This window comes from Leptospira montravelensis, assembly GCF_004770045.1.
GTDB classification, from domain to species: Bacteria; Spirochaetota; Leptospiria; order Leptospirales; family Leptospiraceae; genus Leptospira_A; species Leptospira_A montravelensis.
The window spans coordinates 69,990-89,573 of the sequence record NZ_RQFO01000020.1; the positions used below are offsets into that span (position 1 = coordinate 69,990).

General features: G+C 34.2%; 10 protein-coding genes. 4 read left to right on the forward strand and 6 right to left on the reverse strand.

The genetic code is table 11. The features are described 5' to 3' along the window. Positions 1-30 precede the first annotated feature (30 nt). On the forward strand, positions 31-552 hold the full coding sequence (locus EHQ31_RS18590; RefSeq protein WP_135568619.1) for a nucleoside 2-deoxyribosyltransferase: 522 nt from the start codon (positions 31-33) through the stop codon (positions 550-552). Here the strand turns inward: EHQ31_RS18590 and recD are convergent. From recD to EHQ31_RS18610, 4 genes are all read right to left on the reverse strand, one after another. After that, entirely contained in the window at positions 535-2,340 is a 1,806-nt protein-coding gene (gene recD / locus EHQ31_RS18595) for an exodeoxyribonuclease V subunit alpha (protein WP_135568620.1), read from the reverse strand. The genes EHQ31_RS18590 and recD overlap by 18 nt on opposite strands. Then, on the reverse strand, positions 2,337-5,942 hold the full coding sequence (locus tag EHQ31_RS18600; protein WP_135568621.1) for a UvrD-helicase domain-containing protein: 3,606 nt from the start codon (positions 5,940-5,942) through the stop codon (positions 2,337-2,339). The genes recD and EHQ31_RS18600 overlap by 4 nt, the downstream gene beginning before the upstream one ends. Further along, entirely contained in the window at positions 5,943-9,251 is a 3,309-nt protein-coding gene (locus tag EHQ31_RS18605; protein WP_135568622.1) for an exodeoxyribonuclease V subunit gamma, read from the reverse strand. It abuts the gene before it with no gap. Between the two features lie 342 nt (positions 9,252-9,593). Beyond that, entirely contained in the window at positions 9,594-11,315 is a 1,722-nt protein-coding gene (locus tag EHQ31_RS18610; protein WP_135568623.1) for an alpha/beta fold hydrolase, read from the reverse strand. 168 nt (positions 11,316-11,483) lie between these two features. Here EHQ31_RS18610 and EHQ31_RS18615 point away from each other — a divergent pair, with 168 nt between their 5' ends. Next, complete coding sequence (locus EHQ31_RS18615) at positions 11,484-12,578, forward strand: helix-turn-helix domain-containing protein (RefSeq protein ID WP_135568624.1); 1,095 nt, start codon at positions 11,484-11,486, stop codon at positions 12,576-12,578. A 78-nt stretch (positions 12,579-12,656) separates the two neighbouring features. Here EHQ31_RS18615 and EHQ31_RS18620 read toward each other — a convergent pair whose 3' ends face one another. Further along, the gene (locus EHQ31_RS18620) at positions 12,657-16,034 is read right to left on the reverse strand and encodes a hypothetical protein (RefSeq protein ID WP_135568625.1); all 3,378 of its coding nucleotides are present in this window, start codon (positions 16,032-16,034) and stop codon (positions 12,657-12,659) included. After that, a complete protein-coding gene (locus EHQ31_RS18625) occupies positions 16,031-16,999 on the reverse strand; it encodes a hypothetical protein (protein ID WP_135568626.1) in 969 nt (322 codons plus the stop codon). The genes EHQ31_RS18620 and EHQ31_RS18625 overlap by 4 nt, the downstream gene beginning before the upstream one ends. Positions 17,000-18,188: 1,189 nt before the next feature. On the opposite strand from EHQ31_RS18625, the gene EHQ31_RS18630 reads away from it, so the two are divergent. Together EHQ31_RS18630 and EHQ31_RS18635 are read left to right on the forward strand one after the other, a co-directional pair. Continuing rightward, positions 18,189-18,449 (forward strand): type II toxin-antitoxin system RelB/DinJ family antitoxin, encoded by a 261-nt coding sequence (locus EHQ31_RS18630; RefSeq protein WP_135568627.1) that lies wholly within the window; start codon positions 18,189-18,191, stop codon positions 18,447-18,449. Beyond that, complete coding sequence (locus EHQ31_RS18635; RefSeq protein WP_100728989.1) at positions 18,446-18,718, forward strand: type II toxin-antitoxin system YafQ family toxin; 273 nt, start codon at positions 18,446-18,448, stop codon at positions 18,716-18,718. Before EHQ31_RS18630 ends, EHQ31_RS18635 begins: the two co-directional genes overlap by 4 nt. Positions 18,719-19,584: the final 866 nt, after the last annotated feature.

Below are 19,584 nucleotides of genomic sequence, written 5' to 3' on the forward strand. Positions count from 1 at the left end.
ATCTATTTCCGGTCCTCGTTAGATTCTAATATGCAGTCTATCTATCTTGCAGGTCCGGAAGTTTTTTTGCCAAATGCTATGGAAATTTTAACCAAAGCAAAAAAACTTTGTGATACATTTGGGTTTAGGGCTTTTAGTCCCTTCGATGGTGAGCCAACTGATAAATTAGAATTGGCAAAGGCAAAACAAATATTCAAAGAAAATATTTCCTTAATCAATCAGTGTGACATTCTCATTGCCAATTGTAATCCTTTTCGAGGTGCTTGTGTTGATGATGGAACGGCATTTGAAATCGGTTACGCATATTCAAAAGGGAAACGTATTTTCGGATATTTAAATGACAAAAGGATTCTTCCCGAAATTGTCAAATCTAAGATTCATACAATCTCACATCCTTCTGGTTATGCGATAGACGATGATGGATATTTGTTGAATGAAGATTTTGGTAATAGCATTAATTTAATGTTGGAGTTCTCTATATTGGATTCCGGTGGAGACTTGGTTTTGGGAGATTTAAAAACCGTTTTGAATCTTTTAAAGAGTCGAAGTTAATTGAAAACCGGTATTTCTTTTTTGGAACGTGGTTAAACCTAAATTCCATGTTTCAAAGTTTCCCATTAGGATGACTCTTTTTTTCGCTCTTGTTATAGCAGTGTATAATATTCTTCGGTTGAGGATGGGATTTTCGTTTGTGTCATTTGAATCGAAAGAGGTAATGGGAGGTAAATAAAGCAAAACAGTATTGTATTCAGATCCTTGGCTTTTATGAATTGTTAGAAAAAAGGCAGGTTCGTGTTCGGGTAAAGTATCTAATGCAAATGAATATAAACGACTTTCAATCGAAAATACAGCTCTGAGTTCGGAATCAATTTTTAAAACAAGTCCAATATCTCCATTAAATAGTTTTCTGATTTGATCATTTCTTTTGACAATGATAGGCATTCCTTCAAAATAGAATGACTTTGCTAAATGCCTATATTCAATGTTTTGAGTATTTGTTTGAAAGGATGTGAGTTGCTTTTTTGCTAGTTCAAGAATTCGATTTTGTAAGGCTTCAATGCCATAATAGCCATTTCTTAAAATAGTTAAACATCGATATTCAGAAATTATTTTTTCTAAAGTTTCTTTGTGATCCTTTGTTAGAAGGTCTTCTTTTTTCCAATTTAAAGATGTGGAAAGGATTGCTGTTGGCAAAAAGAAATCTTTCCATAAAAATTGAATTAAGTCTTCCACTTTCCAATCTTTAAATGGAATTGTATCCGTAGACTTTGATTTTTCTTTTTGTAACCAAATAAAATCATCATATTCATGTTGTGCCAAAGATTCTGCAATCTTTGGGTGCGGGAAAGTTAGATTTTTATTTGGTAAATCAAAAGAGGCCTTCACCAATTCTGCAAATTTACTAAATTCAGATGATATAGAGGATCTATGATTTGTTTTTAGGTCAGAAACAAATTTTCCTTGGTTCCTGAATTCTGTTAGTAGATCTGCTAAAACTTCGCCTTGTCCAACGGAAGGTAGTTGGTTTGGATCACCTAACATAATTAAGTGTGTATTTTCGTTAACTGAATCTAAAAATAAATTCATCAACATCATATCCACCATCGATGTCTCATCCATAATTATTAAGTCAAATGGTAAATATCTTTTTTCTCCATAGTAAACGCTGGCGGTTTCTGGGAAAAATTTTAATAAATTGTGAATCGTCTGTCCCCGTAAGGAAGAAGTTAGCTCTTTTTTATTTTGAAAATAACTTAGATTTTTTTGAATGGATTCAGTAAGTCTTTGAGCGGCTCGACCTGTGGGTGCTATAAGTGCAATACGATTTGCTGTCGGCAGTAAATGCAATTGGTCTAAGGATTTTAGAATAAAGGAAACAACGGTTGTTTTGCCAGTTCCTGGTCCTCCTGCAATGATACGTAAAGAAGAGGTAATAGATTCTACCACTGCTTGTTTTTGTTCAATAGCAAGTGGGTTTTTAAATTGTGTTTCTAATTCAGTAATAATGGATTCGATTTCGTCGATTTCCAAATTTGTGTTTTTTTGAATCCTTGTATGAGATAAGATCAAAGACTTTACTTTAGATTCAAAATGAATTTTTTCTTTATAAGTTTTTTGAAAATATAACCTTTTTTCAGTTCCTGAAATCTCAATATAAAAAGGGAATGGGTTCTTTAACTCAGTTAATGAATCGGTATCTTTTAGTGGTAAATAAAGGTCCCCATTTTGGTTTACTTCAATCAAATCGGCAATCAATTGTTCATGGTTTTTTTGAAGATTAGGAAAGTAGCTTATGATTTCATTAGCCAACTCGATATATGAATTATCTTTTTGTTTCATATATATATTTTCTCCAAACTAAGAGCTGCTTCTTGAATATAAGCTAAAATTTCCCTACGAATCGTTATAAAAGTTTCGGAAGTCCAGACCGTATTGGATGATTTTAAATCAGAATAGATCCCTGATTCTTTTCCGATACCCATCCCGCGAAGAAAAAGATAATAGACTCCTCCAAATCGATCCAGAGCGATTTCATTTCCGAATAAAGAAGAAAGATAGTCATAAAGAATCAATGCATAAACTGATTTTTGGATCATATACCCTTTTTCAATCACAGCAGCGGTGACTGCGGTTTTATCATAGAGATCATTTGGTAAAAGGTTTGATTTGTAATCAGCGATATAATACTTTCCATTTTTATAAAATACTAAATCGATGGCCCCTTTTAAATAATTTTCAAACCCTGGATTTAAAGGAACCCCTGACTTTTCTAACATTTGCTGAACGTATAAGTGGAATTTTAATTCGGATGATCTTTCTTCTATTTTTAGCTCACTGAGAGAAAAACTTTTTCCGTCGGCAAGAGTGATTTCAGCAGTCATAGCTCGTTTTAAAAGTGAGGCAACAACTATTTCTAAGGAATCTTCAGAATCAAAATGTAATTTGATAGGATATAAACGAAATGATTCTTTGTAGGCCCAAACCCAAGATGGATGTTCTAATATTCTTTCGACGGATAATTGGAATATTGAAAAATCGCATAACTCTAAAATACGATGTAAGAAATTTCCTGTTTTAGAACTGGAAGGAAGATTTGTTTTTATTTTAAGAGAATCTGGCTCTATTGTTTCTTCGATTTCTTTATAGGTTTCATCTTGAATTTTCGTCAAAAGATTTTGGGATGTTTGTAAACTCGTATAACTATGTTGCAATAGTATTCTTCCAGTTTTAATCGCTGTAGGAAGAACTATGAGGTTTGAATTTATTTTTTTTGGCTGATCAAGATTCTTATTTTCTTTTAGAGTTTCGGATAGTTCAACTTCCGTTTCGTTTCGAAAAATAAAATATTGGTTTGGATGTAAATTGTTATATTCGTTGATACGTTCCAATTCCGTAAGAAGTATATTCCCATATCCTGATTTTAGCGCAGAATCTTTTCCCCAGGATAATTTGGGAAGATAAAGTCTCAAATTAGGTCTTGTTAAAGCAACATATAACAACCTTTTCTGTTCATTTATAAAATGGTTCTGTTCGTTTTGTTTTCCGTTTTTCGAATCCCAAAGACTAAGTATCCATTTTCTCTCTTTTTTGTGGTTATCTTCAATGAGTGTTGGATATTCGTAATCCAATAGACTTTGCGGTCTTGTTCCAAAGTAATATAAAAATACAATAGGCCATTCTAAACCTTTTGATGCATGAATTGTTAAAATTTGAACAGCATCATCTTCTGTTTCACGATCGAATAGTGGTTCTTCTTCAGGTGAAGTTTTTGCTTGTTTCAACTCTCTTAACTCTGCCAGTAATTCAGGAAGGTTGGCACTAGATTGAATTTGGAATTCAAGTAACCTTTGGAAAATTTGTCTATAGTTGGTTCGTTTTCTTTCCCACTCTAAATTTTTAGGTTCATGGTCCCATAACACTTTTGTTTCATCCATTACGGATTTAAAAAAAGCAGCATAACGATTGTCTCGAATTAATTTTAGCCAACCATCTATAAGTGATTTTTCATAAGAATCAATGGAATGTTCATCATATTTCGGTAATTCTTCAGGACGTACTCCAAAAAGATCGGAAAAAAGTATTCTTTTGTAAGAACGTGAGCTGTTCGATTGAATTAAACATTCTAATAGGTTCTCAATTTGGTCTGCTTCCCTGGATTGGAAAATTCCTCTTTGTTTGTATATGGAGCAGGGGATACCTTCTTTTGCTAAGATTTTTTCAATGATTAGCGTTTCTTTTTTACTTCCGCATAACACTGCTATATCTTTTAGTTTAACAGATTGAATTTTTGTTTCTCCTTTTTTATGGTAGGAGAGGGTTTGGTTTTTTTGTTGGAAGGATAAAATTTCTTTCTTTATTGATTCCGCCCATGCATTTCTAGCTTTGGTAACATTTGAGAAATGATCTGTATATTGAATCACATGAATTCCATGTTCATTTGGATTGGAATATTTATATTTTATTTCAGAAGTATTTGGAGATTTAACCGGATGGTATTGGTAGTTTTCTCTTTTGGAACCGGGTTCGGCAATTGGGAAAAAACTAGTTTCTCCTAGTTCTTTTTCTTGGTTGTAAAAAAGAAGGTTTAGACCTTCGATAATTTCGTTTGTTGAACGATAGTTAGTTGCTAAACTGTCTTTGGAGTTCGAAAAATCAGCGGCTGCTTCTAAGTAAATTCCAATATCGGCACCTCGAAATCCATAAATACTTTGTTTTGGGTCTCCAATACAAAATAACATTCGATTTTTGTCGACAGGGTCTACAAATAAAGATCGAAAGATTTGGTATTGGTTTTTGTCAGTATCTTGAAATTCATCTAAAATACAAACTTGGTAACGGTCTTTAAGGGATTGAATGAGAGATGCATTAGGAGATGTAACTACCGTTTCGTGAACTTTTAATATCATTTGATCGTAAGTAAGTAAATCGCCAGATTGTAATAGTTTTTTTGTGTCCTCAACCAGTTGTAGCGCAGTTTTTTGCAAAAACCAATCACCTTGTAAATCTATCTTATCTAGGGGAAACGTTTCATGTAATAGTGGCACAAGTTCGTCGATGGAAGATTGTACTACTTCAGCCTCTTTTGATAAATTTTTTGTAATGGTTTTGCCAGTTAACAATAAATAAGTGAAGCCTTGATAATTTATTTTATCAGCAGTTCTTTGGAAATTGGCAATCCGTAGTAATTCGGATTTGATTGTTTCCAAATCTTTCGAAAGAAGAGCTGCCAAAAAAATATCCATAGATAACCAATTTTCGATCCACTTTTGAATAGTCCTTTTATCTGCTTGATCAACTATAGATTTTCCCACTGGTCCTTTTAGGGTATGGATCAATTGATTAAGAGAGGTAATGATTTTTTCTAAACTAGAAGATTTGATGGTTTTTTCTAAACTTAAAATTTCAGGAAAGTGGTAATTCTTCGTATTGGAAAGAAGTTTTGACACGGCAAAAGAAATTGAAGATTCCTTTTCTAGGGTTTTCGATTCGATTAGATTCTTTGCCAATTCTTCATCATTCGTTTTCCCCCAATGATTCCGTTTTAAAAGATAAAAACTTTTACCTATAATTTCATCTGCATTTGTTAGTCGAACATTTGGATTGTTTTGGGTCTCAATCGGATATTCGTTCAATACCATATTACAAAATCCATGAATCGTGGATATTGTGACTTGGTCGAGGTCTCGTAAATAACGATAAAAACCAGGTTTGGTTCCATTCTCCGAAAGCTCTAAAATTTTTGTTTTGAGTCTTCCTTTTAATTCTCCCGCAGCTTTTTCCGTAAATGTGAGAATCAATGTATTTAGGATTCTATTTTCTGAAATGTTATTTTCTACATCATATTTCATGATTTCACCTAACATTTCCATAATTAGGTGAGTTTTTCCGGTACCGGCAGAAGCTTCTATAAATTTTGGCTTATGGAGAAGGGGATGATCCATTTATAAAAACCCCTTTTTTAGAAGTGGTAAAAAAATCTCAAACACTGAACTGATAGAAAAGTTTTCCAATAAAACTTTTGTATATGGAGAAATTTTCATTAATTGGTTTTCAAATTGTAAAATTGTATCTGATTCATCCACAAGAAATTCTTTCCATAAGATTTCAAGTTTGTCTAAGTTTTCTCCAATTTCTTCTAGGTTATGTTTGGAAAAGAAAAGGTTGAGACCAGCTGTGGGAATGTATTTTGGATTTTCTTCCATTACCAATCGATAAATGGAATTTAAATAAGACTTACAATCTTCGATAGTAAAATCAGAGAAATCAAGCCAACTGTCATTTTTAAAATCTTTTGCATTCGCAGGGATAATCATCAGGCGATTCCCGGTTACACGAAACATACAAGCGCTAATCAGAACATAAGCCATTTTTCCTAAATAATCTTTTAAATAATCGTTTGGATATTTTGGTTTGTCATATAAACTTCCGGTATAGAACCAATAATAGATCCCTTCATTTTCTATTATGTTTTCCCATTCACCAACTATTCTATGTAAAGTGGTAATTTGGTAAGGATCCAGTTTTTTGCACTCACGAAGACCCGTGTCTCCAATCGAAACAGCTTTAAAATAAGTTAAATCTTCTTTTTTTTGAAAAAGAGATTCTTTTAAAAAACGAAATCGTTCTGCTACAACTTCCAACTCTTCCATTAAAATTTCGGAAGAAACGATATGAAAGGCTCCATAAGGAAATTTCGCATTTTGTTCTGCTTTTTGTGTAAATTCTTTTAACTGAGCTTGGATTCGATCTCTGTCCCAAATCCATTCTTTTTCATTCGCTAGTGATTCTGTAAAAATCGGAATAAAAATAGTTTTGATTGTGTATATCTCTAACGAATTCAGGCGGAAAGGTTCTTCGGCAATATTGTCCTCTTCTTCCCAAATTCTACCAAGATTTTGTAATAATGGGCGAAGGATCGGATTTTTTAGGCCATTCGTAAGTTCTTGGATAGTAACTTCATCAGATTTTTCTTGAGTTAATTGATTTATTGTTAGTTGGTTTGGGTCAGTAAAATTTGGATTCGGAAGGATTCCTTCGTTGTCTCTGAATCTATTAAGGTTTCGAACATAGTCAAAAGATGGGAATAGGTTTTCGTCATAAAATCGACTGTACGATGTTAGTGGTAATTCTACTGCATCTTTGACTCCCATTGCTGTCATAACTTCAAATAGTGTAGAACAAGGTTCAAATTCTTTATCTTCTAATGTGTTTTTACCTACGTAAGAAAAAGTGATACTTTCTTCAGCTGAAAGGATCGATTCCCAAAAAAGAGATTCTTGGATTTCCCTTCGATTGAGGTCCCAAGGTTTGGAATCAAATCTTCGTAAGTTAAATCTAGACCTATCTACGGAACCGGGGAATTTGCCTTCACCAAGCCCTGCTATGTAGACATGTAAAAAAGGAATAGGACGCATCGGTTGCAAAAGAGATACAGTGACACCTTCTGTTAGGTAGTTTCCTCGATGCATCGGGATTTCTGAAAAAACTTCTTCCGTCATCAAAGAAATCATTTCTAAAAAATCTTTTGGATGGTTCCAATCAGTGCGACACCAAGATTCTATCGATCTAAGCCATTGATTAAAATAATTTCGTTCCTTTTCCCATTCCCCATCAAATGTAAATAAGTTTTGAAATAAACTTTCAAATGTGATATATCTCTCTTCTTTTGTAATTTCTAATAACTTATCTTTGATACCCGATTTGATTTGTTTAATTCGATTCCAGATTTCTACAAATCTTATTATGGTTTTGTCAGATGAAATTGGTTTTGTTACGATATTTAAATTTTCCCAGGCTGATTCTTCGTCAGCAATCATGGAAACCACTGATCGTTTGAGACCAAAAGAGATTGTATAAGGATTATATTCTTTTTCTTCTTCGTATAAGGAACCCATTGAATCAATTAAATCCAAAACTTGTAGAGATGTATCTTCCCCATCAGTGTCAACGTTACCAACTATGAGTGGGTTTTTGAATAATATATGAATGTCTTCTTTCTCAAACCTGTCATTCGCCAAACAACGAAATAATGTTGATAAAGCTAAATACAATTGCGATGTGTCTTTTGCAACCAAGTCAGTAATCGAGTAAGGTATTTTTATAAAATTAGGTAAATTTTCTTTTTTCTGCGTTGTGTAAATTCCACCATCAAACACCCATTCCACGGCAGAACGATATTCCTTCATGTTAGGTACTAAAATGGCAAAATCAAGAAGGTTTAGTTTTCCTTTGCTTTGAGTAATTTTATAAAGTATGTCATGTACAATAGATTCAATTTCACGGTAAACTGAAGGTGCGTTCCAAATGCGTACAGTTTGATCTTGTAGATAATTTTCTTCTTTTGCTGATTCTTCCAATAGAATTGCTTTAAGTTTAGAAAGCATCCCTCCACTCACGAATTTCGATTTTTGTTTGTTGTAACTATCTTTGGAAAATTCCTTTGCTAAATAGGATTGAGGTTTCGAAAACTTAGAAAGATAATTTTTTGTTTTTTCTGGAAATTTTCCGATGACTTTCCCATTATGAAATTGATATATATGTACTTTTAGTTTTGAATTTGTAGTAAGTGCTGTTTCTTTCAAAAAATCAATATAAGTTCCTGATAAGTTTGATAAACAAAACAAGTGTAAATCGCCGCTTAGAGTTAATTTTTTTCCTTCTTCCAAGTATTGGAATAAGTTTTTTGGTTTTGAATTATCCTTATAAATCTCTGTATATATTTGTTTTTCTAATTCCCAATAAGGATCTTTTTTTAGATCATTCGCAATGTTTTTAGATTCCTGTCCAAGCCATTCTTTGATCCATTCCTCACGATTGAGTTCATAATCTTTAAAATATTTTGTTAGGACATCCGATAGATAGTATAATTTTGGGATTTCCTCCAAATACTTTTCCATTTCAGGGAAGTTTTTAAAAAGTTTATTTTGTTTTTGATAAAGTAATGAAAAACAATCTCGTTTTAAAGTTTCATATTGGTACAACGCTGTGGTTTCTTCGTAAGTTTGTATATTCAGTGAATTGAATATAATTTTTAAAATTGCTTTTTCTAAAAATGTAAATTCTATATTTAAGGAAAGATGTGAGGCATCAAACTTTGGTAAATTTAATCTTAGCCAAGGTATTAAATTTTGATTTGGAACTACTACCAGTGGTCGTTTGAGAGGATTTGCTCTTTGGTCTTCGGTGATTTGTTTTCCAAGTTCTGTGGTGATTTCACCTAAATGAAGGCCAGCATAATAATGTATTGGCAACGGGGTTCCCTTTGTTTAAGAATCGTACAAAGTCTGTCCTTGGAACTAACCAAGTCTATTCTAATCTGAAAGTGGATTAAGAAAAATAGAATCAGTGGGGGCGCCATTTCCGGCTATCCGCTTCAATCTTTCGCTTTCGCGAAAGGATTTCCGCTACTATCCGGGGCGCTAGTCTAGGAGGATTTTTATAAAAAGAAAGGGAGAGGAAATCCTCTCCCAATTGGTAGTTTAACAAGTAAAAGATGATAGATATTTCGTTTCCAATTTTTCCGTATTGATTGGCTATATCGTTAACGAATCATTCACTCTGGTTTGGTATCTTTCACTAATTGGCCAATTTTATCATTCGCTTTCAAAACGGAGCGTGGTTGCGGTCGACGTGTTATGTTTGAAAGATGTTGTATAGAGTGAAATTGGTTTTGGTACTGCATACATTGGATCTATATTGTCTATCGCAAGACCAATCCGGCTTCCCACAGGAAAGTCATGAGCCACCGCTTGTAAATCAACATTTAGATCCGTATCTTTTCCTTTGACTCCAAAAAGTGTTGCAGTTCCGTGAGAAATTAGTTTGCCTGTTCCCCAAATATCTACTTCATACAAATATACTACAACATGAGGAGAACTGTCAGAGCTATTAATTCTTCCTTTATAAAAGGTCCTTCCTCTGACTTTCAGTGTACTTGTTAGTTTATCTGAAAGATAAACCATTGCATTAGTGCGATCAATTAAGTTGACATTGGTCGTAACCGGAACAGAGACAGCACCATCCAAAATTTCTGAGAGAAGGGGAACACCAGTTGTTGCACTAGTTCCGCCAGATAGAATGGTATCAGTTCCGTTTGTTGTATTTGCTGTAGTTGTAATTTTTCCCGGACTCAGTAATCCCATAGGTCTCAAATGGTAAGTTCGTTCCACTTTATTCGGATTTGGCCAAGCAGAGTAATTAACTCTTGTGTTAGAAAATCTCTTTTGAATAGAAACCTTTGGTTTTGACATGATCCCATTTTGAATTCCTTTTAACCAATAATCAAACCAATCGTATGCATTGGTCCAAACATAATTTTCAATTCCAAGGATACCACCAATTTCTGCCGTAGCATGAATGCCATTGTTCAGATCTAATTTTTTAGGTACGGTTAATTGTTCAAAGTAAGGAAGGATTTGGTTTGGTTGGAAAAGATTATCTTGCGAATTGTTAGAGATGTAAACAGGTTTTCCAGCAGCATTCAAAGCCGCAACAGCACTGTTTGGTGAACGTTCGCTTGCCCAAGTCAAAACACTTGCCACATCTTTTGTATCTAATAGTTTTCCAAAATTTTCTGCAATGATTGGATCCATCCTTCCTGTAATATAACCTGCGGTAACAAGTAGAAGTCCCCATACAAGTCTTGGCGTTTGGTTTCCGTAAAGTGAATCTGGTAAACTTCCCCATCCGCTCATAGCGACGGCAGTTTTGATCCTTGGTTCTTTACTTAGTCCGAGTAAGGAGATTCCTGCACCGTAAGAAATTCCCGCAATACCAATGTTTGTTGGATCAACAGGCGCATTTGTTAGTAAAAAATCAATTCCTTTGGAAAGATCTGCCATATCTTTTGGACCAGCAACATTAATAAGTCCTCCAGAAGTTCCAAATCCTCTTGTGTTGTAACTAAATACAACATAACCTTTTTTAGCAAGTTTAGCCGCAGGCACAATGTATTCATATTCATTCAGAGCCCAACTGTTGACAAAGATAACTGCAGGGAAGGGGCCTGTTCCCGATTTGGGAATGAACAAGTTTCCTGTAATTTTCACTCCATCGTAACTGAGAAAGGATATGTTGTCATTGAAACTGAAACTTCCATCATTCTCTTTTGTAAATGCAGATTGAATGTCTTTTGTAAGTGCAACGTTACTTTGTTTTAGAACCTCTGGAGATACAGAAGTTCCCGAGTTGGTTCCGTTTAACACAGCAAGTACGGCTGCATTTCCGCTTGAGTTTTGGTTTCCATTTTGTCCACAGGCCATTAGGAGGAAGACTCCCAGTGGCAAAAGTAGACGGTAGATTTTTTGCTTTTTCATAATTCGCCTCTAAATTGCCTCAAATTTACCACAAATCGCTTTTTCTTGCGTCTAGAATGACAATATTGGACAAATTTTTAGGTCTAATATCATGATTTTGTACTAATTCCCTCTACGAAAACCTCCAAATGGTTGACGGATGCGTGCATTTCGTACGATTTTTCGATCATGTGGGAATTCTTAGGTTCTTGGCTCCAGTTCGGAGCTTGGTATCACTTTATTCTGGGAATCGGTATTCTTGTAAAAGAAAAGGGATCCAAAGGTTTTCCCTTTGCGATGATAGCGGCATTTTCCGGTGGGATTATGATTTTATACGCCTATCGTTTGTTTGCAGGTCTGGAATTTGAGACTCGAATTTTGAACCAAGGCTATGTTCCTATCATTTATTTAATCCCGGGGAGTATGCAGTATACCATCGAACAGTTTTTGAGTACAGAACCTGTCCCTTTGAAAAAACTTTATCGCCTGTATCCTACCTTTTTTGTGGTTCTTTTTCTTCTAACATTGAATTGGTTTGCACCAAACACCCTTTCGCAGACCATGAATCAAAGTTTTGCGGGAGCTCCGATGTCACTTCCCGAAATTACATCCATTATCGGCTGCGTGTATTGGATGGGCATTTTTTTGGGCATGATTTATCAATATAGAAATATCCTTTATAATAATCCAAACAATGATGCAAAGTTAGGTGTTAAAATACTCGGTATGATATTAAAAGGGAATATTACTTTTGCTGGTTTTATTCTTCTCAGTACTATTTTCCGTTGGCATTCAGGAATATATTTTACCGCAGGGCTCGCGACACTGATGGCAGTCATTGCCTTTATTGGAACAGAAATCAATCACGATTTATTCAACGATATTTTACCTGGACTTAGGCAATCCTACCGCACTTCTCGGATTCTAAACCTTGATTTAGAAAAATTACAAAAAGAACTCGATTATTTATTGAAAGTTGAATGTGTATACCGAGAGGAAGATTTGAGTTTGGCCTCTCTTTCTGAAAAACTTAACGTCAAAGACTATCAACTCAGCGAGTATATCAATGCCTTTTTAGGAATGAACTTCAATCGATTAATTAACGAATATCGTATTGCTGAAGTTTGTCGATTATTAGAAAAGGAACCAAAATCAAATTTGCTTTCACTTGCATATCAAGTTGGTTTTAATTCCAAAGCCAATTTTAATTTAGCTTTTAAGTCTTTAAAAAAGAAATCACCAAGTGAATATGCAAAATCCATGGGGAAGGTTAGGTTAACGTAACCACCTTATTTCCATTGAAGTCTTCAAATTGTCAAGAAATCAAAGGAAAGGCGATTACGATATTTTCTAAACGAAACGCTATTTTTTCCCTTTCGGTTTTTTCTTTGATACCGTGTAACCTAGAATATGTGCCATTTTCCAAACAATTTCTAAATTTGTTTTGGTAGCATGCATACTAGATTCTGTTTTTGAATCTGGTAAAACAGAGTGTAGGTGAAATTCATTAGTTCCAAATCGAATAGTTTCTGGAGCCAAATGGATCCATGTATGCCATCCATATTCCCTTTGTTCAGGATAAAATGTGAGTAAAATCCCTGGATCTTTGATATCGATCATTTCAGGGATTTTGTCATCTAACTTTCGTCTGGCAGCCATATCTAACATGGTGAAAGTTTCAGAATCTTTTTTTGCTTTTTTCCAGTTAGATTCGATAGATTCATCTCCTTTTTTCCCAAACCATCTCCAAAGTAAAGGCAACCTAAGTCCCAATGGTTCTTCATAAATACTAGAATCATAGGATTCGTGATTTGTCATTTCTAAGCGCTTAATGATCATTTGCGAGATAACGTCAAACGAAGATTCACCATCTAACAAAAATAATCTTGCCGCTAATAAATCAGTCCATACATACCAATTGGGGGTAGTTTCTTCTAGTAGTTGTTTTATTTCATTTCCTTCCATCAATAGGACCTTTTCCCATTTCAATGATTCAGGTTCCATTACCCTCATAAATTGTAATAGATATGACTTCCATGAGGGGGCCACATAAGGCATTTGGAATATTTCCATAAAGTACGGATACACTTCTGGACCTTGAAAAAATAAAGCTTTGATCGCTTCCCACCTGTCATAAGATCCAGAATATTTATATTCATCCAAAGAATATCGTAAAGATTCAACAAGCCAAGGACCTCCATATCGAATTACATCTTTATGTTTGTATTTGGTTTCTCGAATTTTCTCGAACACATGTTGTATACTATATTTTTCAGGATGGAGAATCGCCTCGGGTAACAAAGATTTGTTTTTAGAAAGTGATGTAGCATATTTATCAGATGAGTCAAACTTAGGAGCATCTTCTCCAGTGAGTGTAATCCACGCGCGTCTTGCTTCCACTTCGATATAACTCCAAGAATAATCAACCATAGGATCGGGATCAGCATATATGTGATACCAAAGATGATCTTTGAATTTTTCAACTTTTAGTTTTCTAATCCATCGAATGATTCCATACACACGGACTTGATCACCCTTGTTTCCAAGGATACGCTCCGAAAAAGAAAGATATTCATTATTTTCCGGTTCTAAAAGTAATAATCCTGCTACATAACATGCTTTTAGATCAATCGCAATACCAGGATAATCCGATTCTTCTAATTTTACAAAAATTTCGTGTAACTCTTGTTTTGCCTTTTCTGGTTCCATTTTGGCCCAGGCTAAGGCTGCTTCCGAAATGTTTATGATCTGACTCAATTCGAGGTAAGACTTTCTATCTCCTCCTTTGATCCGAAAACTATTTCTCGCATAATTGGCAATGATTTCTGTATGTTCTTTTAAATCTAAATAGGCACATACCGAAAAGGCATTTCCTGCACTAATTCCAAAAAAACCAAGATGGTCCTTATAAGTAAATAGTTTCTGAATTAGTTGAACCGAAACATCATCTAAGGTTAAAATTCGTTCTTGTAAAGCTTGGTTAAGGTGAGTATAGACTGTGAACATATTGTTCAAGGTCGGTCCTTCTTTTTGAACCTTTTCCCTAATTTCTTTAACATTGTCCAGAGTTTCAAAGGTTCTCCATGCTGCATCAGCTAATATGGAGTTTGCTTCTTTGTGTCCACTATTGATCAATGCTTCAATTACATATTCTAACCTAGGATCATCTTGTTTGAGTTTATGAACTGCTTCTCTTAAAGAAACCATTGCCAGGTCGTCGTCTAACATCCCAACGGTCTTTGTAATTCCGCAATATGCTTTTTTATTGTCAGCGTCGTATTTCAAACCTTGCCGAAAGGCGGCATTGATTGCAATGGATAGGCGTTTGTCCAATTTTTCCGGGTTGTATGGCCAAGTATTATAAGCGCTATCGGTTCGTTCTCGGAAGTAATCATCGATCAGTTTTTTTAGGTTAGTGTCCTTTTTGGAAATTTCTTTTAATACCAAGTCATGTGTATTAATATCATCTGGATAATCTTCGATTATTATAAAAAGGTTTTCTTCAGTCTGTATCCTCGATTCCAAATCTTTTTTTGAAATGGTTTTAAGATTGGAAAGACCTAAACTTTCATTGTATAATTTAATATTTTTTGGTTCAATTTGTTTTGGATCGGCGTTACTAAAGGTTTGGGAACGTATTTTCTCGACCTTCTCTGATGGTAGATTGAATAATGATTTGGATTTCCCATCTAAATATTCAATTATATGTTCACAAATTTTTGGAATTATTTTTCCTTTTCCTTTGATTGCAATTTTGATACTTTCTCGACAAGCTTCTTCATTCTTTAAATAAAAATGATGTAGTATCCAATAAGCAGCTAAATTCGGAAAGTTTTTGATATCTTCCTTTTCTTCTTCCCAAAGAGAATAGGAAGGAGCATCCGCAAGTTTTTCAGTAAAGGCATAAGCTGGTTCTCCAAAAGTATGTCCCAGTAACCAAGCAGTTCTTTCAAACATATCAATTGAATTGTTGTAGATTGGTTTTTTCTCATAGAGTTTAGAAGCCTCTTTTTCAAAAGCTTTGATCGTAATATCATTGATTTGAGAGGTTAAAATATGTTCTTTTACTTTTTGATTTGCGTTCGCTTCTTCAAATTCTTCTTCTCTTTCGTCATCTTCGTAACTTTCATGAGAATCATTTTTCCAATTGTCAGCGATAAAATGTGAAATGGAAAAATAGGGTAGGTTTTCTAATTCGCCTATTTCGTGGTTATAATAATTTACTTCTATGGATTCGTTTTCATTTGGCAAAAGATTGATCCAACAAGTGTCTCCCCCTCCATCTGAAGCAAAAGCATAAGATCCATTGAATAAGAACATTAGCCCACTATAAGTACCTACCAACCATAAAAGAATTTCTTCAGGATCATTACTTTTCACTAATTTTTCTGTTGAAGAAATTGCATAATCAAAGCCACCATCTTCATCTTCTTCCATTTCCTCTTCTTCTGCTGAGTGATGGTCGATCATGTTCCAAACATCAGCTACTTCGTACATAATCGATTTGTAGCCTTTTTTTAGGTTTTCCCATTCCAAAATTTCATTCCCGGGTCTAAAGCCATACATGGATTCAAATTTTTTTAAAAAACTTCCATCTAATTTGTTTTGGTTTTTATCAATTGCTTTTAAAAATTTATCTCTAAGTGATTGAAACACTAACATTCGATCTACTATTATTTCTTTTAGATTTCCTGAATAAAAATCAGCCTTTTTTATATTAAGTTGAGTAGGTTGTTTCATGTTGTTAATTCCGCGTTTAACGTTATAAAAGATTCAGAGTAATGATTCCCATAAATTTTAAACCAATAGCACCCCAAATTATCCTTCTCGAATCTAAGTAAGTTTAAATCGGTATTCATTTTTTCTTGCAGTGGGTGTGGGGTAAGAGTCAGCGTATCTAAATTAAAATTTAATAAATATTTCTTTGCAGGCTTTTTGTTTTTTTCTTTTAGCAACAAACTCAAATTAGATTCATCTTCAATAAATATGTCTATGAATTGTAGATACGAACCAAAATACGCCTTCATTGATTCTTCATACAAATCAAGAAGATTCTTTAGTTCCCCGTCGCTGTTTCTTACTTCTAATTTTGAATCTGAAAATAGAAATATTCTTTTCGAATTAATTTTAACTTTCATTGGCGCACCACTAGGTGCAAATTCAAAAATTAACTTTCCGTTTTGATCTAAGATATAAGCAACTTCTGAATTTCCTTCTGTAACTAAAATTCGATCATTCCCAATTGATTTTAAGTTATATAGATTTTGAAAATCCAAATCACAATTCAAGATTTCCCAATTTGTACCATTCCATCTATGAATCTGTTTTCTGCCGGTAGTATTTGCAAAGATCACGTAAGTATAGTTTGCAAGATTCAAAATTTGGTAGGGAGAAGGGTTTGCTAACTTAGGGGATGCAAGGCTATAAAACTTATCATCTCTAAAGTATAATACTGAATTTGAAGATCCAAACAATACATGATCAGAATTAGAATCAAATGAATTATCGCTTGATAAGTAATAGCCAATGGGAAATTCGAAACGTGTGATTTGATTTCCATCGATTTTATAAAGTAAAGGACTTTTGTTCCAAGAGCCAATCCATAGATTTCCACTATAGTCTCTTTCAAATAATATACTCTCGAAACCTGTAATGATAGAATCTTTTTTTAAGTTATAAGTTACTGTAGTTTTAATTTCTTGCATTGTTTTAAAAATATGAATGCAAAATGAAAACTATGTTCATTTAGGCAATTTATTTTTTATTTTATGATTTTTGAATATAGACGCCATGAATATCACTACAAGCTTAAAGATTCGTCTGAAAAATCATAACATAGAGTGCTACTTATAGGAACCTAGAAAGTATCATAGAATTCATTGAGACACATGGCAAAAAAAATATAGTTTTTACGGAGAATTATAAAGCTACTGATTGTTATGAAAGTGGTGTCTATTTAATTTGCGAATGCAATCCTTGGCATTTTAGATTTATATACGAGTAAAGTTTTGAAATACCAAAGACTATTGTATAGAATTGACCAGTATATGTGTAACCCATGTGAGTGATCTAAAATGTTACCGATGTGCCTTTCTGTAAAAAACTGTAAAGGATGTACGAGTGCGCTCATATCAATTAACGACTGTTATGCGACATAATGTAAATTATGGGAAGTTTCATATTGCTTCATGTAATAGTCCTGACGGTATAAAGTCAAGTTGGGAAATGTAGGGAATATAAACTGAAGTCTAAAAATCTCTTTGGTCCTTGTGTTCTCTTGCTTTTGCATCAATAGCAAATTCATCAAAATTTTCTTCAGATAGAATTAGAAATCAGAGGCAAAAGTATAGACCTCCAGCTTTTAAATCATAGTATAACGTCGCGCTTTCATTTGAAGGATAAGTTTTAATGATTCTGTTTTTGGCATTGTTATGAATTCGGACAGCAAAGTATGCAAATCGGAATCTGTGTTTTCCCGGACTTTTATTGAATTGCGATTTTCCATTAATTCTACTTTAAATAAGCGAATTACCTTGGTACGTGAAATGATTAAATTATTTGTTTTAAACATTAGATATTAATTTTAAGATTTTATTTGAGTGGTCCACTATTTCTAATCGCTTTGAATTTTTGATAAAAAATAATGAGTGACCATTTCATGGCGCCTCGAATCCGTTAGTTGATTGGTATTTGATTCTAGAACGACCGCGCTATTCGCTCCAATCTTTCCAATCGATTTGTTGACCAAAATAATTTAGTTTACGGAAAGGATTTCCGCTACTATCGCTGGCGCAAGGGGCTAGATTAGTGTCTCACAAAAATAAAAATTAAGCTGTATAAAAAAATTGACTTGTATCCCAAACGAGATACAGTGAATCTGAGGAAGTTAAGAGTATGGCTAAAACAGCAATGATTCGTGCAAGAGTAGAAGATAATTTAAAAAAAGATGTAGAAAATATCCTTGAACGACTAGGACTTTCTACCTCGGAAGCTATTAACATTTTCTATCACCAGATTAAGCTAACACGAGGAATTCCATTTGCGGTAAAGGTACCGAATAAAATAACTAAAAAGACCTTGGAATCTACCGATAAAAACAAAGCCCTAAAAACATTTAAATCTAAGAAAGAGTTATTTGAAAATTTGGGGATATGAAATTTATTCCTAGTTATACTAATCAATTCAATAAAGATATTAAGTTACAGAAAAAACGAAAAAAAGATCTTACTAAACTAAAAGAAATAATGTCTCAGTTGATTGATGGCACCCCATTATCTGCGAAACATAAGGATCACAAGTTAGTAGGAAATTATAAAAATCGAAAAGAATGTCACATTGAACCTGACTGGTTACTTATTTATAAATTAGACCAAAATTCTATTATTTTTGAACGGACTGGAACGCATGCTGATTTATTTGAATAATTTTTGATCTGAGTCGTTTAGAAGACCCCCCACCCATCCGATTCCCAAAAGGATGGTCTCTCTTCTCCTCTGTATTTCCCTCCTTCTTAACGAGTTCAGTATCCCCCACTCCAGCCAGCGGAACTTCCTGTTCCGACTGGCGAGCTTAGGCCATCCTTGGCCACGCCACCGTGAGGGACACTTCACTTGGAGAAACTTATCGAAAGGATATAACTTATAGTCTAAAAGAAGGCTTGGAAAAGATTTATAATAAAAATTGATATTTAATAAATGATTATGTTGTTAAACGCCTGACCATAGATAAATGATATTTATACGAACTACAGATAAACGCGGAGAAACAAGCAGTTATGCGATATGCGTTTATCACCCCCTTCTTCTTGGGCTATCTGCATTGCAATTAGCCGCCGCCCAAATCCCGAGAAACCCCCATCCCCTCACCAATTCTCCACAAACCAAGAGATGGAAACTGCCACTTGGAATCAACTCCCATGTTAGGCGGTCTCTTCCACACCTACTCCTGGAAAAAAAGCGCTTAAGAGAGATCGCTCTCTTTTAAGCTTCGGTTTGCAATCATAGTTTACATGCTTTTTCTAAGTAATCTCTTCTATAGAAGAAATTACCTATGTCCGAGCGATCAACGGAACACTCATTTTGGGAACAAAGTCTTTGTGAATCACTAGAAATCGATGACTTCCGTTTATATTTTTGTCTTCAAAATCAAACCCGTTTGCATCCAGCATCTAACTTAACGAACATTTGGTTCGCTATTATAGTTTTGGCGAGGCTCAGGTCTCTCTTCTCCTCTGTATTTCCCTCCTTCTTAACACCTATTCCCTGCTAAATTCTAAATCCCTTCTCTTCGA